General features: G+C 67.9%; 21 protein-coding genes. 16 read left to right on the forward strand and 5 right to left on the reverse strand.

The window, feature by feature from the left end; translation table 11 throughout:
- Positions 1 to 200 precede the first annotated feature (200 nt).
- From EMQ25_RS17285 to EMQ25_RS17295, 3 genes are read left to right on the forward strand one after another with little or no spacing between them, the layout of a single operon-like run.
- On the forward strand, positions 201 to 524 hold the full coding sequence (locus EMQ25_RS17285; protein WP_127189861.1) for a hypothetical protein: 324 nt from the start codon (positions 201 to 203) through the stop codon (positions 522 to 524).
- 34 nt (positions 525 to 558) lie between these two features.
- Positions 559 to 1,215, forward strand: a complete 657-nt coding sequence (gene msrA, locus EMQ25_RS17290) for a peptide-methionine (S)-S-oxide reductase MsrA (protein WP_127189862.1) — start codon at positions 559 to 561, stop codon at positions 1,213 to 1,215.
- A complete protein-coding gene (locus EMQ25_RS17295) occupies positions 1,212 to 1,574 on the forward strand; it encodes an MmcQ/YjbR family DNA-binding protein (RefSeq protein WP_127189863.1) in 363 nt (120 codons plus the stop codon). The genes msrA and EMQ25_RS17295 overlap by 4 nt, the downstream gene beginning before the upstream one ends.
- 45 nt (positions 1,575 to 1,619) lie before the next feature.
- Here the strand turns inward: EMQ25_RS17295 and EMQ25_RS17300 are convergent, their stop codons facing one another.
- The 4 genes from EMQ25_RS17300 to EMQ25_RS17315 are packed head-to-tail and all read right to left on the reverse strand — an operon-like array spanning position 1,620 to position 6,080.
- On the reverse strand, positions 1,620 to 3,230 hold the full coding sequence (locus tag EMQ25_RS17300) for an MGH1-like glycoside hydrolase domain-containing protein (RefSeq protein WP_127189864.1): 1,611 nt from the start codon (positions 3,228 to 3,230) through the stop codon (positions 1,620 to 1,622).
- A 19-nt stretch (positions 3,231 to 3,249) separates the two neighbouring features.
- A complete protein-coding gene (locus EMQ25_RS17305) occupies positions 3,250 to 4,548 on the reverse strand; it encodes a TRAP transporter large permease (RefSeq protein WP_127189865.1) in 1,299 nt (432 codons plus the stop codon).
- Between the two features lie 18 nt (positions 4,549 to 4,566).
- The gene (locus EMQ25_RS17310) at positions 4,567 to 5,058 is read right to left on the reverse strand and encodes a TRAP transporter small permease (RefSeq protein WP_127189866.1); all 492 of its coding nucleotides are present in this window, start codon (positions 5,056 to 5,058) and stop codon (positions 4,567 to 4,569) included.
- Between the two features lie 17 nt (positions 5,059 to 5,075).
- Entirely contained in the window at positions 5,076 to 6,080 is a 1,005-nt protein-coding gene (locus tag EMQ25_RS17315; protein ID WP_127189867.1) for a sialic acid TRAP transporter substrate-binding protein SiaP, read from the reverse strand.
- A gap of 200 nt (positions 6,081 to 6,280) precedes the next feature.
- On the opposite strand from EMQ25_RS17315, the gene EMQ25_RS17320 reads away from it, so the two are divergent.
- From EMQ25_RS17320 to EMQ25_RS17380, 13 genes are all read left to right on the forward strand, one after another.
- The gene (locus EMQ25_RS17320) at positions 6,281 to 7,195 is read left to right on the forward strand and encodes a dihydrodipicolinate synthase family protein (RefSeq protein WP_158626130.1); all 915 of its coding nucleotides are present in this window, start codon (positions 6,281 to 6,283) and stop codon (positions 7,193 to 7,195) included.
- A 30-nt stretch (positions 7,196 to 7,225) separates the two neighbouring features.
- Positions 7,226 to 7,912 carry a GntR family transcriptional regulator gene (locus tag EMQ25_RS17325; protein WP_127189869.1) on the forward strand — a complete coding sequence of 229 codons (687 nt, stop codon included), beginning with the start codon at positions 7,226 to 7,228 and terminating at the stop codon, positions 7,910 to 7,912.
- A gap of 11 nt (positions 7,913 to 7,923) precedes the next feature.
- Positions 7,924 to 10,641 carry an alpha-L-rhamnosidase gene (locus tag EMQ25_RS17330; RefSeq protein WP_127189870.1) on the forward strand — a complete coding sequence of 906 codons (2,718 nt, stop codon included), beginning with the start codon at positions 7,924 to 7,926 and terminating at the stop codon, positions 10,639 to 10,641.
- Between the two features lie 17 nt (positions 10,642 to 10,658).
- Positions 10,659 to 13,037 (forward strand): glycoside hydrolase family 38 N-terminal domain-containing protein, encoded by a 2,379-nt coding sequence (locus EMQ25_RS17335; protein ID WP_158626131.1) that lies wholly within the window; start codon positions 10,659 to 10,661, stop codon positions 13,035 to 13,037.
- A 155-nt stretch (positions 13,038 to 13,192) separates the two neighbouring features.
- Entirely contained in the window at positions 13,193 to 15,523 is a 2,331-nt protein-coding gene (mbhE, locus tag EMQ25_RS17340; RefSeq protein ID WP_204570091.1) for a hydrogen gas-evolving membrane-bound hydrogenase subunit E, read from the forward strand.
- A gap of 3 nt (positions 15,524 to 15,526) precedes the next feature.
- The gene (locus EMQ25_RS17345) at positions 15,527 to 15,934 is read left to right on the forward strand and encodes an MnhB domain-containing protein (protein WP_127189872.1); all 408 of its coding nucleotides are present in this window, start codon (positions 15,527 to 15,529) and stop codon (positions 15,932 to 15,934) included.
- A complete protein-coding gene (locus EMQ25_RS17350; protein WP_127189873.1) occupies positions 15,931 to 16,314 on the forward strand; it encodes an NADH-quinone oxidoreductase subunit K in 384 nt (127 codons plus the stop codon). Before EMQ25_RS17345 ends, EMQ25_RS17350 begins: the two co-directional genes overlap by 4 nt.
- Complete coding sequence (locus EMQ25_RS17355) at positions 16,311 to 17,882, forward strand: Na+/H+ antiporter subunit D (RefSeq protein ID WP_127189874.1); 1,572 nt, start codon at positions 16,311 to 16,313, stop codon at positions 17,880 to 17,882. Before EMQ25_RS17350 ends, EMQ25_RS17355 begins: the two co-directional genes overlap by 4 nt.
- On the forward strand, positions 17,879 to 18,226 hold the full coding sequence (locus EMQ25_RS17360; protein ID WP_127189875.1) for a Na+/H+ antiporter subunit E: 348 nt from the start codon (positions 17,879 to 17,881) through the stop codon (positions 18,224 to 18,226). The genes EMQ25_RS17355 and EMQ25_RS17360 overlap by 4 nt, the downstream gene beginning before the upstream one ends.
- Positions 18,223 to 18,513 (forward strand): MrpF/PhaF family protein, encoded by a 291-nt coding sequence (locus tag EMQ25_RS17365; protein ID WP_127189876.1) that lies wholly within the window; start codon positions 18,223 to 18,225, stop codon positions 18,511 to 18,513. The genes EMQ25_RS17360 and EMQ25_RS17365 overlap by 4 nt, the downstream gene beginning before the upstream one ends.
- The gene (gene mnhG / locus EMQ25_RS17370) at positions 18,510 to 19,832 is read left to right on the forward strand and encodes a monovalent cation/H(+) antiporter subunit G (RefSeq protein WP_204570095.1); all 1,323 of its coding nucleotides are present in this window, start codon (positions 18,510 to 18,512) and stop codon (positions 19,830 to 19,832) included. Before EMQ25_RS17365 ends, mnhG begins: the two co-directional genes overlap by 4 nt.
- 40 nt (positions 19,833 to 19,872) lie before the next feature.
- Positions 19,873 to 21,360, forward strand: a complete 1,488-nt coding sequence (locus EMQ25_RS17375) for a sensor histidine kinase (RefSeq protein WP_127189877.1) — start codon at positions 19,873 to 19,875, stop codon at positions 21,358 to 21,360.
- Positions 21,357 to 22,694 carry a sigma-54-dependent transcriptional regulator gene (locus EMQ25_RS17380; protein WP_127189878.1) on the forward strand — a complete coding sequence of 446 codons (1,338 nt, stop codon included), beginning with the start codon at positions 21,357 to 21,359 and terminating at the stop codon, positions 22,692 to 22,694. The genes EMQ25_RS17375 and EMQ25_RS17380 overlap by 4 nt, the downstream gene beginning before the upstream one ends.
- A 29-nt stretch (positions 22,695 to 22,723) precedes the next feature.
- On the opposite strand, the gene EMQ25_RS17385 is transcribed toward EMQ25_RS17380, so the two are convergent.
- Positions 22,724 to 23,332, reverse strand: coding sequence for a DUF2062 domain-containing protein (locus EMQ25_RS17385; RefSeq protein ID WP_127189879.1), 609 nt, complete (start codon positions 23,330 to 23,332; stop codon positions 22,724 to 22,726).
- Positions 23,333 to 23,425 lie beyond the last annotated feature (93 nt).

Below are 23,425 nucleotides of genomic sequence, written 5' to 3' on the forward strand. Positions count from 1 at the left end.
TCGTGCGCCGGTGGAAAGCCGGTGCGGGCGCGCGCAATATACCCATCGTTGCGCCGGGGGCAAGCCATCACGATGCCGGGATACGCACTTGTTGCGCCCTGGCGCACGCCTATCTTGTGCGCGAGGAGTGCGCATGGCACAAAAGGGCCGATATTCCGCCCGCCCGGGGCGGTCCAAACCCCGTGCTGGAAGAGAAGTGCATGCGTCTCATCGTGCGTGTGTTGGGCACCTGGCTGCTCGGGGTCGCGGTGATCCTCCTGATCATCGATGGCACCAAGTCGCTGGCGGCCAATGCGCTCGTCATCACCTCGCTGGGCGAAACCTGGTCGGGCCTGCATGCCGAAAGCATCGCCTCGGTCCGCGCCTTTTTCGCCACGCGGCTGTTCGGGCCGCTGCTGGACGAGAGCCTGACGGCGCTGCTCGATTTTCCGGCCTTCGCGGTGATCGCGGTGCCGGGCATCGTGCTGGCGCTCATGGGCCGCTCCAAACGCAGCCGGCTCTTCATGCGGCACGACCGGATCTGAACCGATCCGGCCCCCGCCAAAGGGAGTTCGTTCCATGTTCTTCTCGCGCAAGCCCCTGACCCTGCCCTCGCCTGAGGAGGCGCTGCCCGGTCGGCAGACGCCAATGGCGATCGCGCCTTCGCATTTCGTTTCGGGCGAGGCCCTTGAAGGCCCCTATCCAGAAGGGTCCGATACCATCTATTTCGGGCTCGGGTGCTTCTGGGGCGCTGAGCGGCTCTTCTGGCGCCTGCCCGGCGTGCACGTCACCGCGGTCGGTTATCAGGGCGGTCACACACCCAATCCGAGCTATGAAGAGGTTTGTTCGGGCCGCACCGGCCATACCGAGGCGGTGAAAATCGTCTACGATCCGGCGCGCATCACCCTTGCGGCGCTCCTCAAGACCTTCTGGGAGGAGCACGACCCCACCCAGGGCATGCGCCAGGGCAATGACACGGGCACGCAGTACCGCTCGGCCATCTACACCACCACGCCCGAGCAGGCCGAAATCGTCGAGGCGAGCCGCAGGAGCTATGCCGAGGCGCTGCGGCGGGCCGGGCGCGGGGCCATCACCACCGAAATCCGGCCGGCCGGCCCCTTCTACTATGCCGAAACCTATCACCAGCAATATCTCGCCAAGAACCCGGCGGGCTATTGCGGGCTCGCTGGCACCGGCGTCTCCTGCCCGTTGCCCACGGGGGTCGCCGCTTCGTGAGCCTCTTTGCGCGGGCGGGGTTCGAGGCGTTCATCGCCACCCTGCCCGCGGCCCGCATCGTTCATCAATGGCGCGACGATTCGGTGGCCAAGCTCGGCCCCCGGGTCTTCGCGCTGCTCGATGCCGGAGGCGGGGAGATCTGGTTCAAGGCCTCCGAGATGAGCTTTGCGCTCCTTTCCGAACTCGATGGGGTGCGGCCCGCGCCCTATTTCGCGCGGGCCGGCTGGGTGGCCGTCGCCCCTGACGCTCCGATCGAGGAGGAGGCGCTCCGGGCCTATCTCGGGGAAGCCCATCGGCTCGTCGCATCCCGCCTCACGCGCAAGCTGCGGAGCGAACTCGGCCTCGCCCTCGCGCCCTAGGCGGTCCCCGCCTCTCGACCACCAAGGGCAGGCCGGCCCGGCGGTTCACGACAGCGCCAGCGTCACCCGGCCCGGCCGGTCGGCATGATGGCGCAGCGTCCCGTCGATGAAGACGCAGAACCCCCGGAGCCCGAGCCGCGCCCCCTCGCTATCCCATGAAAGCGCAATGTCGTGGCCGTGATAGCCGAGCCCCGAAATCGAGAAGAAGGGCAGGGCCTCCTCCATTAGCGGGTTGAGGACGAGATCGTCCCCGAGGCCCGGGCGCAGGCCTAACAGGCCGGTGATCACCAGATCGATGAAGCTCGAATGGAAATAATGGCTGCCGATCGGGCGGTCGACCACCCAGCGGTCCTCGAAGGGATGGTGGAACTCGCCCAGATAGGGCACCCCGTCGCGGTGCTGCAGGGCGACATAGCGCATGAAGAGGCGCCGATAGGCGGCCGCGTCCATGCCGCCGGTGTGGCGGTGGGTGGCGAGCATGCGCGCAAGCCCGTTCAGCACGCGCGCGATCTGCAGCGGAAACGCATTGCCATTGGCCCGACAGTCGAACTGCACCGAAAACCAGGGGTCGCCCCGTTCGGCGGTGGTGGGCCCAAAGGGCGCATCGAAGATTTCGGGGTCAAAGAGCGTCTGCCAGGCCGCGGCGGTCTCCTCGGTGTCGGGCGCCATGCCGCGATACCAGGGCATGAGCCCGGTGAGCTCGCGGCCCCGTCCGCGTCCGTCGGCCTCGGGCTGGTGGCCGACCCCACGCGTCAGGGCGTTGGTCTGCCACAGGAAACTGCCCGCGCGGATGCTCGGCGCGCCGTGCCGGTCGCCATCGGCATATTCGTCGCGCCGCCACCGGTGCATGTAAAAGCCGCGTTCTGCGTCCCAGAGCGCGGCATGGGCGCGGGCGCGCAGCGCGTCGGCCTCCGCCCGGTATGTCGTTGCGACATCGCGGCGCCCCGCGGCGTCCGCAATGCGCGCGATGGCGTCGAGATCGGCATACATGTCCGCGTTGATATCGGGGCGATAGCCCGCCCCGCCACGGATCTTGTAGCCCTGGATGCCGCGCAGGGGCTCGTTCAGCTGGGCCGAGGCGAGGTTGTATTCGCCCGAGCTGTCACACCCGGTGTTCCAGTAGAGCCCCCGTTCGGGATCAAAGCCATTGTCGTGCGGATAATCGGTCCGGCCGGCCCGCCACCCCTCATGGTTTGCGATCAGCGCTTCGAGCAGCGCCGTTGCGGGCGCCACGTCGCCCGTCACCTCGGCGATCCCCAGCGCGCTTGCGCCGAGCGCACTTGCATAATTGCGCGGCTGCGCCCCGGGGTCGGTCAGAAGAAAGCGGAGGTGCTCGCGGGCCGGGCGCGGGTCCGCGAGCCAGCGCGCCTCGTTGATATGGTGGTCGGAGGCGCACACGATCGTGTTGCGCGCCCCGGCCCAATAGAGCTGCTCGGGGCTGTCGAACTCGCTGATCAGGCTGATCCCGAGATCGGCGTGAAAGGTGATGTGCTTCCGCATCACCCAGGCGCGGTAGTAATAGAGCCGCTCGAGCACCGGATCGGCGCACGCAAAGAGCGGCACATTGGCCCGATACCAGGGGTCCGCGCCCGCCCCCTCGGGCACGAGGCCGAGGAGCCGGGCGAATTCGGGCTCCGGGGGGCGCGGGGCCGTCACCGGTTCGCCCCCGCCGCCCCTAGAGCATGCCGGCGGTGCGCGGCAGCCACAGCACGAGGTCGGGAATGTAGGTGATCGCAAAGAGCAGCACGATCAGAATGCCCACGAACACCCAGATCTCGCGGATCATCTCGCCGAGCGGGATGCCGTTCAGCGCCTTGATGATAAAGAGCAATATTCCATAGGGCGGGGTGATGAGCCCGATCATCATGTTGAAGACGACGACGACCCCGAAATGGTGCAGGTCGATCCCGAGCGCGAGCGCGGTGGGGATGAAGAGCGGGGTCACCACCAGCATGATGGTCGAGACGTCGAGGAAGCAGCCGAGCACCAGATAGAGGATGTTGATCAGCAGCAGGAACACCCACTGGTTCAGCTCCTGGGCCTGGAAAAAGGCGAAGATCGCCTGCGGCACGCGCTCGATGGTGATGACGTAGTTGAAGATGAACGCCCCGCAGAGGACGAGCGTCACCACCGCCGTGGTCTGCACGGTGGATTTGACGACCCCGAGGAAGTCTTTGAACCCGAGCGCGCGATAGGCGAAGATCGCGAGGATCAGCGCATAGAAGGCCGAAACCGCTGCCGCTTCGGTGGGGGTGAAGGCGCCCGAATAGATGCCCCCAAGGAGCAGCACCGGCATCATCAGCGGAGGCAGCGCCCGCAGGATGATCATGGGGAAGGCGCGCAGCGGGATGGCGTCTTCCACCGGGAAGCCGCGCATCTTGGCGATCACCATCACGAAGATCGAGAGCGAAACGCAGATGAGCAGCGCCGGCACGACGCCGCCCAGAAAGAGCGCGCCCACCGAAGTCGAGGAGATGAGCGCGTAAAAGACCAGCGGGATGGAGGGCGGGAAGATCGGCCCGACGACCGAGGAGGTCGCGGTGATCGCGCCCGAAAACCCGCGCGGGTAGCGCCCGTCCTTGGTCATCATGTCGGTGATGACCTTGCCGACGCCCGCGACGTCCGAGATCGCGCTGCCGCTCATGCCCGAAAAGATGAGCGAGGTGAAGATGTTGACCTGGGCGAGCCCGCCCGGCAGCCGCCCCACCACGGCAAGCGCGAATTTGAGCAGCCGCTCGGAGATCTGCCCGGCATTCATGATGTTGGCGGCAAAGATGAAGAGCGGCACGGCCAGTGCGACGAAATTGCCGAAGATGCCGTTGAGCACGTGCTCGGCCCCGAGCCCGATATCGCGGCCCGACATGGCAAGATAGAAGATCGAGGACACGATCATGGCGATGCCCATGGGCAGGCCGGCGACCGTGGTGGCGATCAGGATGACCACCATGATGGGCAGGGCGTAAGCGGCCAGCATGTGCCGGGCTCCTCGGGATCAGATGTGTTCGCGCCAGCCGGGCCGCAAGAGCCCCCAGAGCCGGTAGAGGGCCTGGATGGTGAAGGCGACGAGAAACAGGATGTAGCAGCCATAGACCCAGTGCATCTGCACCCGCAGGACGGGGCTGCGGCGGCGCTGCAGGAATTCGAGATAATCCCAGGTGTGCGGGATCAGCATGCCGAAGGCCGCGATCAGCGCCAGCATGCAGCAGATCGCGAAGATGCGGCGGGTATTGTCCGAGACGACGTCGTAGACCACGTCGAAGGTGACGTGGCCCTTGATCGGCACCATGAAGGCGGCCGACCAGAACACCGCCCAGATGAAGGCGATCATCACCGCCTCTTCGGTCCAGGCGATGGGGCTGTTGAGCACGTAGCGGAAGAAGACCTGGACGATGAAGCCGGTGAAAGCGGCAAGGAAGAGAAGGACGCCGACAGCATCGGCGCCCCTCTTGAGCATCACCAGCCAGTGCGGGATGTTGCCCTGCATGACTTGATCGCCCGGCCTTACTCGGCCATCGCGTTGATCTGCTCGATCCAGCCCTCGGGCCAGTCGGCGGCACGGTCGCTTTCGAGGTAGAAGGCCTGCACATGGGTGCGGAACGCATCGACGTCGGGGGTCGTGACCTGCAACCCCTCGCCCTCGAAGAAGGCGACGAGACGCTCTTCCTCGGCGAGGCGGCGCTCATTGTTCCAGTCGCAGGCCGCCTCGGCCGCCGTGGTGACCGAAGCCTGCTCCTCGGCGCTGAGCTGCTCCCAGGTCTGGTTGTTGATGGTCATGGGCAGCCCGTCGACGAGATGGCTCGTCAGCACGATCTGCTCGGTGACCTCGTAGAAGCGCGCGGCCTCGACCGATGGCAGGGGGTTGTCCTGGCCGTCGATGGTGCCGGTCTGGAGCCCGAGATAAACCTCGCCGAAGGGCAGCGGGGTGGGCGACGCGCCGAGCGCCTGGCCGAGGAAGAGCCAGGAATCCGCGCCCGGCATGCGCAGCTTGACGCCGGCGAGATCGGCCGGGGTCTGCACGTCGCGGGCATTGCGCAGGTTGAGCTGGCGGGTGCCGAGATAGCAGACGTCGAGGATCTGGATGTCCATCTCGTCGGCGACGGCCTGCTTGAACTCGGCCCCGATGTCGGACGCCATGAAGGCGCGATAATGCTCGGGGCTCTGGAAGAGATAGCCCGCGGTCAGAAGCCCGAACTGGGGCATGGCGTCGGCGATCAGCTGGAAGGCCACATAGGCCATTTCCGCATTGCCGCGCTGGAGCGCGTCGAGATCGGCGTTCTGCCCGAACAGCGACCCCGAATCGTAGAGCTGGATGTCGAAGCGGCCGGGCTCGAGCTCGTTGAGCGTGTCCGCGAAGACCTGCATCGCCTGGGTGTGCAGGTCGGTGGGCACGCTGGCGGTGGTGAACTTGAGCTCGATCTGCTCCTGGGCGAGGGCGCCGAAGCTGCCGAACGCCGCGAGTGCGGTGGTGGAGAGTGCGACGATCGCACAGTGCCGAAGAGTTTTCATGTTCCTCCCTCTCGAGGCAAATGCTGAACCCGTTGCCCGCCGCCCATGCGCCCGTGTTGGACGGGCCGGAGCGACGAGCTGGTGTCGAATGTGACCTTATGGACTTTGCACAAACAGCGGAGTGATGTAAACACTGATGTGAGTGATGATTGCACAACTGATTGGATCAGTTGACTAACCTGTTGACGCTGGAGGATAATTTGCCACACTCCGACCTGAGGGGCGTAATCGCCGCCGCCGCGACCCCCGTCACGGCCGACTTCTCCATCGATGTCGACCGGCTCGCCGCCCATTGCGCGCGCCTGCTCGCCGATGGCTGCGCGTTCGTGTCGAGCTTCGGCACAACGGGGGAAGGCGCGTCCTTTTCCACTGCCGAGAAGATCGCCGCGCTGCGCGCCCTCAAGGCCGCCGGCGCCTCGATGGCCCACCAGATCCCCTCGATCATGACCCCCTCGACCGATGAGGCCGGGGGCATGCTCGCCGAGATCGCCGCGCTCGGGTGCCGCGCCGCGCTCGTGCTCCCGCCCTTCTACTATCCGGTGACCGAGGAGGGGATCGTCGCCTTCTTCGCGCTCATGCTCGAGCGCGCGGGCAATCCCGATATCGAGCTGCTCCTCTACAACATCCCGCAGCTGAGCCGCACCGCCTTCACCCCGAGCCTCATCGACAAGCTGGTCGCCCGCTTCGGCAGCCGCATCGTGGGGCTCAAGGATTCCACCGGCGATGTCGAGAACGGCGTCATGCTCGCCCGGCGCTATCCGGGCCTCTCGATCTTCACCGGTGACGACCGCGTCGTGCCGGCGCTTCTCGCAGCCGGCGGGGCCGGCATGATCGGGGGTATGCCCAACGTCTTCGCCCGCGACCTGCGCGCGCTCTACGATGCGCCCGAGGGCCCGGCGGGCGCCGCGCTCCTTGCCAACCAGGCGGCCCGCATCGACACGGTCAACGCCAATGGCTCGCAGCTGGCGCTGAAGGCGGCGCTCGCGGAGGTCTATGCCGATCCTGAATGGGCCCGCGCCATGCCGCCGCTCGTCGCGCTTGGGGAGACCGAGGCCCGCGGCGTGTGGGACGCTTTCCTTGCCACCGGCTTTGTTTATGGTGACGCCGCCGCCTGATCGGACATGGCAAGGGAGGCGACGAGACAGATGGTGCAGGCACGCCGACAGACCCAGCCGGCCCGCGCGCAGGCGCTGACCGCGGTGAAGAAGGCGGCCTATGACCGCTTCCAGCAGGCTCTGCTGCAGGGCCGGCTGCGCCCCGGTCAGATCGTCTCCCAGCGCGACCTCGTCGCCATGATGGGCCTTTCGATCGGGGCGCTGCGCGAATTGCTGCCGCGCCTCCAGGCCGAGGGCCTGCTCAACGTCATGCCCCAGCGCGGCATCCAGATCACGGTGGTCGACCTGCCGCTGATCCGCGACGCCTTCCAGATGCGCATGGCGCTCGAGCGCGAGGCGGTGCTAACCGCGATCCGGCAGATGCCCGATGCCGTGCTCGAGGCGCAGCGCCAGATCCATCTCGACGTGCTCGAACGGCTGAAGTCGAACCCCTCGCCAGAGCTGCTCGACGAGGGCCAGGCCGTCGACTACGCCTTCCACGATCTGCTCGTCACCGCCACCGGCAACGAATTCCTGATCCAGGGCTACCAGGTCAACGCCATCCGCGTGCGGCTCATCAACCTCGATCGCATCCGGCTCAACGAAACCATCCTGCCCTCCGCTTTCGCCGACCATATCGGGGTCATCGACGCCATTCTCGCCCGCGACCGGGCGCGGGCGGTCGAGGCCATCGACGCCCATATCCGCAATGCCCGCGAGCGGGCCATCGCCCTCTAGGAAACGCCGCCTTGTCGCGCCTCACCGTCTCCGCCCTGCGCTGCGAGCACCTCGCGACGCCCCTCGGGCTCAATACGAAAAATCCGCGCCTCTCCTGGTCGCTCGCGGGCACCGATCGCGGCCTCGCCCAGAGCGCCTATCGCATCGTGGTCGGATCCGATGCCGAGGCGGTGGCGAAGGGCATCGGCGCCCTGTGGGATACGGGGCGCGTCGAAGGGCCGAGGCCCCATGCGGTCCATTATGCCGGCCGGCCGCTCGGCTCGGATGAACGGCTCTACTGGTCCGTCATGGTCTGGGACGAGACCGGCGCCCCCTCCCCCTTTGCCGCACCCGCCGCAATCGAAACCGGGCTCGACCCCGCCGACTGGCGCGCCGGCTGGATCGCGCGCTATTTCGTCCTGCCCGCGGGGCGCGAGGTCCCTGCCGACAATGCCTATGACAATCGCTGGCAGGCCCGTCCGGCCGATCATTTCCGCCGCGACTTCACCCTCGATCGCCCCATCCTGCGCGCGACGGCCTATCTGAGCGCCCTTGGGCTCTACCGGCTCCACGTCAATGGCGCGCGTATCGGGGACGAGGTGATGGCCCCGGGCTGGACCGATTATCACCAGCGCGTCCCCTATCAGGTGCTCGATCTCACCGACCGGCTCGTCATGGGCGAGAACTGCATCGGGGCGATCTGCGGGGAGGGGTGGTATTCGGGCCGCGTCGGGCACAACCAGCGCCGCGCCGGCAATCACTATGGCGGCCGGCCGGCCTTTCTCTGCCAGATCGAGATCCATTATGCCGATGGCGGGCGGGAAACGCTTGTCACCGACGAGCATTGGCAGACCGCACAGGGGCCCGTCTGCTACAGCGATTTCCTGATGGGCGAGCGCTATGACGCGCGGCTCGAGCGGCCCGGATGGGACCGCCCCGGACACGATGTCTCGCGCTGGCAGCCGGTCGAACGCTTCGTGCCCGATCCGCGCGCGCCCCATCTCGACGCCGCCCGGGTGCAGCCCGCACGCGAGATCGCCCGTTTCGCCGCGCGGTTCCTCCATGAGGTGCCGGACGGCGGGCGCATCTACGATCTGGGGCAGAACATTGCGGGCTATGTCGAGCTTGCGCTCACCGCTCCGCGCGGCGCCGAGTTCACCCTGCGCCACGCCGAAACGCTCGACGAGACCGGAGGCCTCTACACCGCCAATCTGCGCCACGCCGTCGCCACCGATCATTACGTGGCGAAGGGCGAAGGCCGCGAGACCTGGTCGCCGCACTTCACCTTTCACGGCTTCCGCTACATCGAGCTCTTCCTACCCGAAGGCGTTGCGCCCGAGGCGGTGAGCCTGACCGGCATCGCCATCCAGTCCGATACCCCGCTCTCGGGCCGTTTCGAGACCGGACATGCCATGGTCAACCAGCTCTGGAGCAACATTCTCTGGAGCCAGCGCGGCAATTTCCTCTCGGTCCCCACCGACTGCCCGCAACGCGACGAGCGCTATGGCTGGACCGCCGATGCACAGGTCTTCTGGAAGACCGCCGGCTACGGCATGGACGTCGCGGCCTTCCTCGAAAAATGGATGGAGGACATCGCCGACGCCCAGCTGCCGGATGGCGCCTATACCGATGTCGCGCCCTCCCGGCCGCTCAACCCGTACCGGCTCACCGGCCAGCCCGGCGCGCCGGGCTGGGGCGATGGCCCCATCATCATGGCCCACCAGCACTGGCTGCGCTATGGCGACCGCGATCTGATCGCCCGGCATTACCGGCGGTTCGTCGCGTGGATGGACCATGTCGAAAGGGCCAATCCGGACTTTCTCCGCCGTGGCGCCGTCTACAACAATTACGGCGATTGGCTCAGCGTCGGTCCGGCCTCCGACCGCACCATGGTCGCCACCGCCTACTGGATCCATATCGCGGACCTCATGGCCGCAATCGCCGGCGTGCTGCATCTTTCGGGCGACGTCGCCCGCTTCACGACCCTGGGCGCCCGCATCCGCGCTGCCTTCCTTGCCGCATTCGTCGATGACGATACGCGCATCACGGGCGACACGCAGACCGCCTATCTCCTCGCGCTCGATTTCGACTGCCTGCCGCCCGAGCATCGGCCCGCCGCAAGGGCGCATCTGCGCGCAAGGATCGAGGAAGCCGGAGGGCATCTCCAGACCGGGTTCCTCGGGGTCCGCCATCTCTGTCCCGTTCTTGCCGATGCCGGTGCGCCCGACCTCGCCATGGCGCTCCTTTTCAACGACAGCTACCCCAGCTGGGGCTTCTCGATCCGCCATGGCGCAACCACCATCTGGGAGCGCTGGGATGGCTGGACGCCCGAAAAGGGCTTCCAGAGCGCGGCGATGAATTCGTTCAACCATTATGCCTATGGCTCGGTCGGGGAATTCCTCTTTGCCCGGCTCGCTGGCATCGACTGGTCGGTAGAGGGCCCCGGTTTCGAGATCGTCCGCATGCGCCCGATCTTCGATCGGCGGCTCGGCTATGTCCGGGCCCATTACGACGCCCATGCCGGGCGGGTCGAAAGCAGCTGGACCTATGAAGGCGAGCGCATCCAATGGTCGATCGCGCTCCCGCCGGGCACGCGCGCGGATATCGCGCTCCCCCTACCCGCCGACCGCATCAGTCTCGACCATGCCCCGCTCGCGGCCTCGCTCGACCTTTCCGGGCTCGTCGAGGCGGCCGGGATCACGCGGTTTTCCTGCCCCTCGGGGCGCTATGTCTTCACCCTCACTCCCTAGCGTCAAAGACCCTCTCGATGCCCAAGCTCCACCTCATCGGCAATGCCCATCTCGACCCCGTATGGCTCTGGCGCTGGCAGGAGGGGTGCGCGGAAGCCATCGGCACCTGCTGGGCCGCGATCGACCGGCTCGAGGAGGGCGAAGGCTTCGTCTTCACCAAGGGCGAGGCGCTGATCTATCTCTGGATCGAGCGCTACGAGCCGGCGCTCTTCGAGCGCATCGCCCATTACGTGCGCGAGGGCCGCTGGAAGATCGTCAATGGCTGGTGGATCCAGCCCGATTGCAACGTGCCCTCGGGCGAAAGCGTCATCCGTCAGGCCCTTTACGGCAAGCGCTACTTCGCCGAGAAATTCGGCGTCGAGGTCCCGACCGGCTACAATGTCGACAGCTTCGGGCATCCCAACACCTTCCCCATGCTGCTCGCCCATACCGGGTCCACCACCTACACCTTCATGCGCCCCGGCCCGCACGAGATGGACCTGCCCGGCGAGCTCTTCACCTGGGCCTCTCCGGACGGTTCGGAAGTCACCGCCTTCCGCATCCAGGATGCCTACAACACCTCCAAGCGTTCGACCCCGCTGCCCGAAAAGATCGATGCCCATTACGCCCATCAGGCGCGGCACGGGCACGATTTCATGTGCTTTTACGGGGTCGGCAATCATGGCGGCGCCCCGACGATCGAGAACATCGAGGAGATCGAAAACCGCATCCGCGCGGGTGAGGCGCTCGAATTCTCCCATCCCGAAAAGTTCTTTGCCGAGGTCGACACAAGCGCCCTGCCGCGCGTCGAAAGCGCGCTCCAGTTCCACGCCATCGGGTGCTACGCCGTCGCCTCGAGCCTCAAGACGCTGAACCGCAAGGCGGAATCCATTCTCGAACAGGCCGAGAGCGCCGCCGCCATCGCCCATCTCGCCGCAGGCGTCCCCTATCCGCGCGAGGAATTCGAAGAGCTCTGGCGGATTCTCCTCTTCAACCAGTTCCACGACACGCTCGGCGGCACGAGCCTTGAGAGCGCGTGCGTCGATTCCGAGCGCGATCTCGCAGGCGTCATCGCCGATGCCGAGATCCTGCTCAACGCCGCCGTCCGGCGGCTCGACGGCACGATTTCGGCCCCGCGCGATCCGCTCGACGCGACCTTCGTCGTCATGAACTTCGCCGCCACGCCCATCGATACGCTGCTCGAGGCCGAGCCCTGGGTCGACAAGGACGTCACGACCCCGCGCAGCCTCTTGGACGAGACGGGTGCATCGCTGCCGTTCCAGTACATCGACCCGCACGGCAAGACGACGGGCCTGCAGCGCATCGCCTTCCGGATCGCGGTGCCCGCCTTCGGCTATCGCGTCCTGCGCTTTGCCGCGGACGCAGAGACCGGCCTCCTGCCGCCGCCGGTGGGCTTCGGCCGCCCTCATGACGGCGATCTCCTCTTCGAGACCCCAGCCTACCGGCTGCGGCTCGACCCCGAAACCGGCGCCATCGCCGAACTGATCGACCGCGCCAATGGCATGACCATCCTCACGGGCGGCCATGAGGCGATCATCGTCGATGATCCCACCGACACCTGGAGCCACGGCATCGACCGCTTCGGGATGACGGGCACAAGGATGACGCTCGAGGCCGTGACGCTCCTCGAGGACGGTCCGGTGCGGAAAAGCCTCGTCGTCACCGCGCGCCATGGCGCCTCGGTGCTCGAAACCCAGATCGTCCTCCCCGCCGATCCCGCCCTGCCGGTCGAATTGCGCGTGCGGCTCGACTGGCGCGAGAAGCGGCATTTGCTGCGGCTCGCCTACCCGGTTGCCGGCACGGCGTTCGATTACGAGATGCCCGCCGGCTTCGACACCCACCCCGATGACGGCCGCGAAATCGCCGGGCAGCGCTGGGTCCGCGCCAGCCGCGCCGAGGGCGCCGTCGCCATCGTCAACGACGCCAAATATTCCTATGCGGCCGAAGACGGAACACTCTTCATCACCGCCGTCCGCGCCCCCGTCTACGCCCATCACGACCCGATCCCGCTCGAGCCGGGCGCCCATTACACCCATATGGACCAAGGCCCGCAGCGCTTCACCGTCTGGCTCAAGGCCGGCCCCGCCCTCACCCGCACCGATGCCGCCCGGCTCGCCGACGCGCTCAACAAGCCGCTCGTCACCACCCCCCATGTCGCGCGCGGCGGCACCCTGCCGCATGCCGGACGCTGGCTCCCGGCCGACGCCGAAGGCGGCATCCTCACCACCCTCAAGGCCGCCGAGGACGGCGCCGGCCTCGTCCTCCGGGCCATCGACCTCGAAGGGGCGGGCGGCACGATCGCGGTTGCGGGCGCGAGCCTCCCCATCCCGGCCCGCGGCCTCCTCACCGCGCGGCTTGCAGAGGGCCTTTCCGCCTCGGACGGGCTCGAGCGCTGAGGTCCGGGGTTCCGGACATTGGCGGGGCGGCGCCGTTCGGAAATCCGAACCCCGCCCCCGCCCACCTTCTCAAATCCTGAGGAAAATCAACGGGTCACGGACTGGCACGCCGGTTGCAACGCCTAGCGCGAACAACCGGAGAGAGGCCCGTCCCCGTGTCCCTGATCGCCCTCATATTCATCTCGCTCATCGGCTCGCTGGTCGCCCACCGCGTCGCCCTCTACGCCGGCAAGGCGGGGCCCTGGCTCGTGGCGCTGCTGCCGGCCTTCCTGTTCTTCAGCTTCCTCGGGCATGCCGGCGCCATCGGCACGGGCGAGGTGATCTTCGAGCGGATCGACTGGGTGCCGTCCCTTGGCATCGGGCTCGGGGTCCGGCTCGACGGCTTCTCGCTCCTTTTCACGCTTCTCATCACCGGCATCGGCACGCTCGTCACGCTCTATGCGGGCGCCTATTTCGCCGAATATCCCGCCAAGAAGCGGGCGATGTTCCTCTTTTTCATCATCCTCTTCATGTCGGCCATGCTGGGCACCGTGCTCGCCGACGACCTCATCATGATGTTCGTCTTCTGGGAGATGACCAGCGTCACCTCCTTCATGCTGATCGGCTTCGAGGCGACCAAGCCCGAGGCGCGCAAGGCCGCGCTGCAGTCGCTCCTCGTCACGGCTGGCGGCGGGCTCTCGCTCTTTGCGGGCATCCTGCTCATCGGCATGACGCTCGGCACCTTCTCGCTCTCCGAAGTGGCGCTGCGCGCCGACGAGCTGGTCGCAAGCCCTTATCTGGCGGCCATCATCGTCCTCATCCTCGGGGGCGCCTTCACCAAGTCGGCGCAGTTCCCGTTCCATTTCTGGCTCCCCAATGCCATGGCCGCGCCGACCCCGGCTTCGGCGTATCTGCATTCGGCGACCATGGTGAAACTCGGCGTCTACCTGCTGGCGCGCTTTGATTCCATCTTCGCGAGCGTGCCGGCCTTCGGGCTGACCCTCGTCGCCTTCGGGTCCGCCACCATGCTGATCGCGGCCTTCCTCGCGCTCCGCGCGATCGGCTACAAGGGGGTCCTCGCCCAGTCCACCGTCGCTTCGCTCGGCATCCTCGTCATGCTGATCGGGCTTGACGGCTATGTCGCGTCCGTCGCGACGGTCGGGTTCATCCTCACCCACGCGCTCTACAAGGCAGCGCTCTTTTTCTGCGCCGGCACCGCCATCCACGCCACCGGCATCACCCGGCTGCGCGGGCTCGGCGGTCTTGCGCGCTTCCTGCCCTTCACCGCGGCCGCGGCAGCGCTCGCCAGCCTTTCCATGGCCGGCCTGCCACCCTTCATCGGCTTCATCTCCAAGGAGTATCTCTTCGAGGCACAGCTCGAGAGCTCGATGAACTGGATCCCGGTCCTCGTCGCCGTGCTCGTCAATGCGGTGATGGTGGCGGTTGCGGGCGCGGTCTCGCTCAAGCCCTTCTTCTTCAATCGCGAGCGGATCGAGAGCGTCAAGCATGGCGAGACGCTGGGGCTCCTCGTCGGGCCGCTGATCCTTGCGACGCTCGGCACGCTTTTCGGCATCGCGCCCTGGCTCGTCGCCCAGTCGCTGGTGCAGCCGGCCGCGAGCGCGCTCTATGGCAGCCCGATCGACGTGTCGTTCTCGCTCTGGCACGGGCTCACCCCCATGCTCGCGCTCAGCGCCCTCGTCGTCGCGCTCGGCACCGCCATCGTCGTCTACTGGGACCGGCTCCACATCGCGCTGCGGCGCATGCGCTGGCCGGACCGGCTGCTCGGCGACAAGGGCTATCACGCGGTCTTTGATGGCGTGATCGGGGCGGCCAATGGCTCGACCCGCTTCTTCCAGAACGGCGACCAGCGCCGCTATACGCTGATCGTCGCCATCGCGACCATCGCGCTCATCGGCTGGGCCTATTTCCGCAGCGGGGGCAATTTCGCCATCCTCGCCACCGGCGGCCCGATCCTGATCGCGCCCACCGCGCTCCTTATCCTTGCGGTCGCGGGTGCGGTGGCTGCGGCCCGCACGCAATCGCTGATCACCGCGGTCGTTGCGGTCGGCATCGTCGGATACGTCTCGGCGCTGCTCTTCCTCATGAACGGCGCGCCCGACTTGGCGCTCACCCAGTTCTCGGTCGAGACCCTCGTCGTCGTCGTCATCATGGCGGTGCTCGTGCGGCTGCCGACCTACGCCCCCTCGACCCGCACCGCGGGCGAGCGGCGGATCGATATCGGGGTTTCGGCGGCCTTTGCGCTCCTCGTCTTCGTCGGGCTCGCCACGATGACCGCTGAGCCGCTCGACATGCGCCTCACCGAGTTCTTCTCCCAGCGCAGCCTCACCGAGGCCTATGGGCACAACGTCGTCAACGTCGTCATCGTCGACTTCCGCGCGCTCGACACGCTCGGGGAGATCGCGGTGGTGGGCTTTGCCACCCTTGCGGTCTGGGGCCTCCTGCGCCGCCGCCGTCCCGCCAATGCCACTCTCGCCAGAAAGGGCTAGACCATGTCCTCGATCATCTTTTCGGCCATGGCGCGGCTCTTCTTCTGGGCCATGCTCGCGGTCTCCATCTTCATCCTCTATCGCGGCCATGACGAGCCGGGCGGCGGGTTCGTGGGCGGTCTCGTCGCCGCCTGCTCGGTCGCCATTCTCGCGCTTGCCGACGGCGTGCCGAGCGCCCGCGGCATGATCCGGGTGCATCCGGTGATCCTCGTGGGTATCGGGCTCGTCCTCGCCATCGTGTCGGGCCTGCCCGGGCTCGTGCTCGATGCGTCGTTCCTCACCCATCAATGGCTGGAATTCCCCAACGGCTTCAAGCTCGGCACCACGATGATCTTCGATCTGGGGGTCTATCTCGTCGTCTTCGGCGGCTTCCTGTCGCTCGTCTTCCGCCTCTACGAGGAAGTGTCATGAATCTCGTTTACGCAGCCGCGCTCGCGGCACTCATGGGGTGCGGCCTCTACATGCTGCTGAGCCGGCAGGTCGTCCGCATCATCCTCGGCATTGCGCTCATCTCGGCGGCGGTCAATTTCGTCATCTTCTTTGCCGGGCGGATCGGCGCCAGCGTGCCCCCGCTCATCATCGAGGGCGAGACCGCGCTCGGCCCCGATACCGCCAATCCCCTGCCCCAGGCGCTGGTCCTCACGGCCATCGTCATCGGCTTCTCGCTCGTCGCCTTTGCCGCGGCGCTGGCGCTCAAGACCTATCGCGAGACCGGCACGCTCGACACCCGTGAGCTCGGCGACGCCGAAGCCCTCGGCAGTCCCTACACCAAGGAGGCGTCCTCCAAATGATCGACTTCATCATCGAGCATGCGGTGGTCTGGCCGGTCGCGGTGCCCATCACCGCCGCCGCGCTCGCCGCCATGTTCTGGCTGCGCCAGGACATCCAGCGGCTCGTCAGTATGGTCGGGCTCGTGCTCATGCTCGGGGCGTCGCTGCTCCTGCTCGTCACGGTCATGCAGGATGGCGTGCAGGCGCGCCAGTTCGGCTCCTGGGCCGCGCCCTTCGGCATCAGCTTTGCGGCAGACCTCCTGTCGGCGGCCATGGTGATGATCACCGGCGTGCTCGCGGTCGCCGTCGGCGTCTTCGGGCTCGCCGACATCCGCAAGCGCGAGGAGCATTCGGGCTTTCATCCGCTGTTCCTGGGCATGCTGACCTCGGTCAATGGCGCGTTCCTCACCGGGGACATCTTCAATCTCTATGTCTGGTTCGAGATCATGCTGATCACGGCCATGGGGCTCCTGGTGCTCGGCAAGACGCGCGCCCAGCTCGATGGCACGCTGAAATATGCGGTCCTCAACCTCTTCTCGACGCTCCTCTTCCTGCTCGCCGTCGCCATCCTCTACGGGGCGACCGGCTCGCTCAACATGGCCGATCTCAGCCGCATCCTCGCAACCACCGAGCCTTCGGCGGCCCTGACGCTTTCGGCTGCGCTCTTTCTTGCGGGCTTCGGCATCAAGGCGGGCTATTTCCCGCTCTTTTTCTGGCTGCCGGCCTCCTACCACACCGCCTCGATCACCATTTCGGCGATCTTTGCGGGCCTTCTGACCAAGGTCGGCGTCTATGCCTGCTTCCGCGTCTTCACCCTCATGTTCGAGATCGAGGGCAGCGGGCTTCGCGAGGCGATGGTCGTGATCGCGGCGGGCACCATGCTCTTCGGCGTCTTCGGGGCCGCGGTGCAGTGGGACGTGCGGCGCATCCTCTCGTTCCACATCGTCAGCCAGATCGGCTACATGCTGCTCGGGCTTGCGATCGCAACGCCGCTCGCCATTGCAGGGGCGGTCTTCTACATCGTCCACCACATCATCGTTAAGGCGAACCTGTTCCTCGTCGCCGGCGCGATCTACCGGGCGACCGGCACCTACGACCTGCGCAAGTCGGGCGGGCTCATGCGGACCAATCCGCTGCTCGCGGCGCTCTTCCTGATCCCGGCGATCTCGCTTGCCGGCCTGCCCCCGCTCTCGGGCTTCTGGGCGAAATTCCTCGTCATCGACGCCTCCTTCCAGGGCGGGGAGAACTGGCTCGCGGCGGTCGCGCTCTTTGTGGGCGTGCTCACGCTCTATTCGATGAGCAAGATCTGGATCGAGGCCTTCTGGAAGGCGCCCCCGGGCGTCCGCCAGACGGCGCGCCCGGTGCCCGTGCTCATGCTCCTGCCCATCGCGGCGCTCGGGGCGATCACGGTCACCATCGGGCTCTCGCCCGAGCCCTTCATCCAGTACGCGCAGGCCGCCGCCGAGACCCTCGTCAATCCCGAGGCCTACATCGTCGCCGTGCTCGGCGAGAGCGCGGGCCCGGGCGTCGAAATCGCCTTCGATCCGGCGACCGCCAGCCCCATCATCATCGAGGAGAGCGTGCAATGAGTGACAGGATCCCCCTTCACCGGCGCATCTGGGCAGCCCTCGTGCTCGCCGTGATCTTCATCTACGAGCTCGTCATCTCCTCGATCACGGTCGCAAAAACGGTGCTCGCCCGCGAGCCGCAGCTTGCCCCCGCGATCATCGCGGTGCCGATCGCGCTCAAGACCGACCTCGGCATCGCCACGGTCGCCAACATGGTGTCGCTCACCCCCGGCACCACCTCGCTGCATGTCAGCGAGGACCGCAAGATCCTCTACGTCCACGCGCTCGACGCGCCCTCGCGCGACGCGGCCGTCGAGGCCATCAAGACCACGTTCGAGCGGCGCGTTAAGGAGGTCGAGGGATGATCGGCTTTTTGGACGATATCGTAACGACGGTCGCCATCGGGCTCGTCGCCTTCCTGATGATCCCGCTCGGCATGACGGTGCTGCGCATGATCGTGGGGCCGGGCTATGCGGACCGCTTCGTCGCGCTCGACATGCTGACCGGCCTCGCCGTCGCGCTCGGGGCGCTCACCGCCGTCGTCACCGGGCGGCGCGAATTCCTCGACGTCGCCTTCGGGCTCGCCGTGTTCGGCTTCGTCGCGACATGCGCGCTCGCCGCCTTCCTCGAGCGCAAGGGAGCAGGCAAATGAGCTTCGAGCTTCTGGTGGATCTCCTCGCTATCGCCTTCAAGGCCGCCGGCGCCGCCTTCCTCTTCATCGCCGCGCTCGGGGTGATGCGCCTGCCCGATCCCTTCCAGCGCATGCATGCGGCCACCAAGGCCGGCACGCTCGGGGCCGGGCTCGTGCTCATCGGCACCGTGATCACGCTCGAGGGCACCGACACGCTGGTCATCGGCGTCCTCGCCATCCTCTTCCTCTTGCTCACCGTGCCGATCGCCGGGCATCTGCTCGGGCGCGCCGCCTATGTCTCTGGCGCCCCGCTCGTCGGCATTGCCGAAAACGATGCGCTCAAGGGCATCCTCAAGCGCCAGGCGAGCCCGCTCGAGGAGCGGATCCTGGGCGTCGCGCCCACCGATCTCGAAGCCGATGCCCGGGTCCGCGATCCCGGCCCCGCCCCCGCGCCCGCCCTTGCCGCGACCGCCTCGACCGCCGCTCCGGCGCGCGCGCCGCGCCCGGCCGTGCTTCCCGCCCTCGCCGAGATTCGCTTTGCGGTGATCGGCCCCGATGCCGGCCCCGTCGCGGGTCGGGCCCTCGGCATCGCCGAACGGGCGGGCGTCCCCGTCCACGGCTATGGCGTCATCGACCGGCGCATCTGCGAGGCGGCCGAGAACCCCGCCGCCGCGCGCGTCCTCATGCGCGAAAACCTCGGCACCGCCATCGCCGACCTGCAGGCCCGCGCCAAGGCGAGCAAGGCCGATTTCGAGCTCCATTACGAGGAGGCCATCCCCGAGGAGATGATCCCCTCGCCCGACAATCAGGGCGCGCTGCTCGTCCTGCCGTGCAAGGGCTGGTGCGACCATGGTGCCGAAATCCGCACGCCCGAGGCCACCGGCCGGCCCGAGGGCCTGCTGCGGCTGCGCAACCATCATGCCGGGCCCGTGCTCTATGTGGGGGAAACCGCCCATTCGGGCGAGGACGCCGAAATCGCGCTCCTCAATGACGGGTCGGGCATCGGCTTTGCGACCCTGCGCTGGGCGATCGAGGCGGGCCTCTACCGCCGGCCGCGCGTGCATCTTGCGGGCAAATACGCCCGGCCCGAGCGCGAGAAACTCGTCGCCGCCCTCGAAGGACTCGACGCGGAGCTCGTCGATGAACCCGTGCGCAAGGGTTCGGGCACGCTGCTCTCGGCCCGCGCCGCCGGGTTCGACGCGGTCATCGTGCCGGCCCTCCCCCATCCGCTGCGCGCGGACTGGTATGGGCAGTCCTGGCACGAGCAGGTAGCGCCGGGCTGGCGGGGTGAGGTATTGGTGTGCCTCGAAGACCCCGGCGCGACCGGACCGTCGGCCTGAGGCCGGCCGGGCCCGCGCGCTGAGAACCCCGAAGGCGCGCGTGCTCGACAACCGGACCAGCAAGACCCGCCGGCGCCTGCCGCTGACGACGACCCTGCCGCTGACCATCGCGGCGGGCGTCTTCGTTCTGATGATCGCGGTCACCCAGTTCGGCCTCGTCGTCCTGCAGCAGCGCAATGCCGAGGCCCTCGAGGACAAGGCGATCGTCTTCGTCGACGCACTCGCAGGGTTCGTCGCTGGCCGTATCGCGGAGGGCCCCGAGGCGGTCGAGGACGTGCTCGAACATGCCCTCGCCTATCGCAGCGCGCTCCAGGAAGAGGCGATCGCGGTGCGCTGGTACAGCGCCGAGGAAACGCCCCCGGCTCTCCGCCAGACTGCCGGATCGGACGATCCGCGCCTCCGCCGGGCGCTCGATGCGGCCACCGCCACCCCCCCGAGCGGGCTCGGCTTCACCCTCGACGATGATGATGCGCGCGGGCTCCTCACCCGCATCTACCGCACCGGCGGGGACGTCTTTGCGATCTCGGCGCTCTTTGATGCGCGCCCGGTGATCGAGGACAACCAGACCGCCGCCACCGGCGCGACGCTGATCGATCTGGCCTCGGCGCTCCTTGCCGCGCTCGGCGCCTTCATCCTCACCCGCCGCGCGCTCCGCCCGCTCATCGGCTTTGCCGGCCGCCTCGCCTCCGAGGACGAGGCCATGCAGCGGGCCGAGACCGCCGGCAGCCGCGAGGTGCAGCAGCTCGAAGAGGCCCTCTCGATCCGCCGCGAAAGCGAGAAGGCCCGCTCGCGCATCCTCGAGCGCCTCGCCCAGGGCGAGCGCGACGCGGTCCTCGCCCGGCTCGCGGCGAGCCTCGCCCACGAGGTGCGCAACCCGCTCGCCGGCATCCTCAACGGTCTCTCGACGCTCCGACGCTTCGGGGACGACCCGGTCGTGCGCGGACAGACCCTCGACATCGTCGAAAAGGGGCTGCGCTCGATCGAGCGCGTCGCCGATCTCACGCTCTCGACCTATCGGCGCCGCTCCGGCCTCGCCATCCTCGGGGCCGACGACATCCTCGATCTGCGGCTCCTCATCGCGCCCGAAGCCCGGCGCAAGAAGCTCACCATCGACTGGCAGGTGCCCCCCGAAATCGCGGTGCGGGTCGATGCCGACGCCGTCCGGCAGATCCTTCTCAACCTCCTGCTCAATGCCTGCCATGCAAGCCCCGAGGGCGGGCGCGTCGGGGTCGAGGTGGCGCTGGAGCCCGGCGAAGTCCGCTTCAGCGTCTCGGACACCGGCCCCGGCCTGCCCGAGGACATCCGCGCCTTCCTCACCGAAGGCGGGCAGGCGCCCCAGTCGCGCGGGCTCGGGGTCTGGATGATCTCGGCGCTCGTCGACGACATCGGCGGCCGGCTCAATGTCGGCAGCCATCGCGGCGAAGGCACGACCGTCACTGTCATCCTCGCGCTCGGCGCCGATGCCGGGGCGGAGGGAACCGCGCTCATGCCCGGCGCCGCCGCGCCCGACCGAAGGGAGATCCCGTGAGCACCAGGCCCCTCATCGGCATCGTCGAGGATGATTCCATCCTCGGCAGCTCGCTCGAGCAGCGTTTCCTCCTCGAGGGCTATGCCGTCCTCTGGCTGCGCTCGGCCGCCGAAGCGGAAGCCGCGCTCGCCCGCACGCCGGTGGAGCTCGTCCTCTCCGACATTCGCCTCCCCGATGGGGATGGCGAAACGGTGATGGCAGCGGTCTTTGCCCGCTACGGGATCGTGCCCACCATCTTCATGACGGCGTTCGGGGGCATCGAGCAGGCGGTGCGGCTCGTGCGCATGGGCGCGCGCGACTATCTCGCCAAGCCCTTCGATCTCGACGCGCTCGTCGAGCGGGTTGCCGCCATCGTGCCGCGCACCACCCCCGAGGGCGAGGCCGGCGGCGCGCGGCCGGCCGCCACGTTCGGGCTTTCCCCGGGCACCGAAGCGGTAAGGCGCACGCTCGAACGGGTGGCCGATCTCGACCTGCCGGTTCTCCTATTGGGCGAAACCGGCACCGGCAAGGAGGTCGCCGCCCGCTTCCTTCACGCCGCCTCGGCGCGCGCGGCAAAACCCTTCATCGCGATCAATTGCGGGGCGCTCCAGGCCGAGCTTTTCGATTCGGCGCTTTTCGGGCACGAGAAGGGCGCCTTCACCAGCGCCGTCGCCCGGCATGTGGGGTTCGTCGAACAGGCGGGCGAGGGCACGCTCTTTCTCGACGAGATCGGAGAGGTCGAGCCGGCGCTGCAGGTCAAGCTCCTCCGTCTCATCCAGGAGCGCGAGTTCCAGCGGCTCGGCGGGCGGGAGACGCTCCATTGCGCGGCGCGCATCGTGCTCGCCACCAATCGCGATCTCGAGGCGGAGGTCGCCGCCGGGCGCTTCCGGGAGGATCTCTATTTCCGCATCAATGTGCTCGCCTGCCCCCTGCCCCCGCTCCGCGCGCGGCGCGAAGAGATCGCTCCGCTGCTCGCCCATTTCGTCGCCGCCGCGGCCCGCCGCTTCGGACAGGCGGCGCCCGAGCTCGGCCCCGATGCGCTCGAGGCCGCCAACGCCCATGACTGGCCGGGCAATGTGCGCGAACTGATCAACCGGGCCGAGCGTGCCGTGGCGCTTGCCGAAGGCCCGGTGCTCGGGGTGGGCGACCTCTTCCCCGACCGTGCGCTCGGGCGGCGTCCCGCAGCCCCGGCCGAGGATGCTTCGCTTGCGAGCGTGCGGGAGGGGGCCGAGCGCGCCCATATCGTCGAAACCCTGCGCCAGACAGGGGGCGCGGTGCAGGCCGCCGCCGAAAAGCTCGGCATTTCGCGCACGACGCTTTGGGAAAAGATGCGCCGCTACGGCATCGAACCCTGATCCCCGGCCCGCCTCGGGCCGCGGGGGGCTCAGGCCTCGCCGTCGGGCCGCAGCGCCTCGCGTTCGGCACGCCGCCTTGCAAGCCGCGCCTGCCGGGCGAGGCGGAAGCGCGTCACCAGCGGCTTGATCGAGAAGTAGAGCACGAGGAAGGTGACGATGGCGAGCGGCACCGCGCCCACCAGCATGGCGCGGAGCACCGGCAGGAACTGGTCGATATTGATCGACAGAATACCGTCCGAAAGCAGCCGCTCGCCCTGCCGCTCGGCGAAGCGCTCGCTCGGCAGCGCTTCGAAGAGCCCCAGGATCCGCGAGCCGATCTGGTAGCTCGCCGCAAAGATCAGCGGGAAGGTGAAGGGGTTGCCCACCACCGTGCCGATGGCGGCCGCCAGCATGTTGCCGCGCACGATCCAGGCGAGCAGAAACCCCAAAAAGAAGTGAAACCCCAGAAAGGGCGTCATCGAGACGGCCGCCCCCGAGGCGAAGCCCGCCGCCACCGCATGGGGGCTGGCCGAGAGCCTCAGGATCTTCTTTTGCAGATAACTCAGATAGCGACGCAGCCCGATCCGCGGCCAAACCAGATTGCGGACGCGCTCCTGCCAGCTGTGACGTGCGTGTCTCTTGATGTTGGAGGTGTCCATGGCCGCCTGTTGCTCGTCTGGGGGTGAGACTACAGGGGGTCGGGCCTGCTTCGCCAATGATTTTTTTGTGGCCGCCCGGAGGCGCTCCATGTC

Source organism: Arsenicitalea aurantiaca, assembly GCF_003994485.1.
GTDB lineage: Bacteria > Pseudomonadota > Alphaproteobacteria > Rhizobiales > Devosiaceae > Arsenicitalea > Arsenicitalea aurantiaca.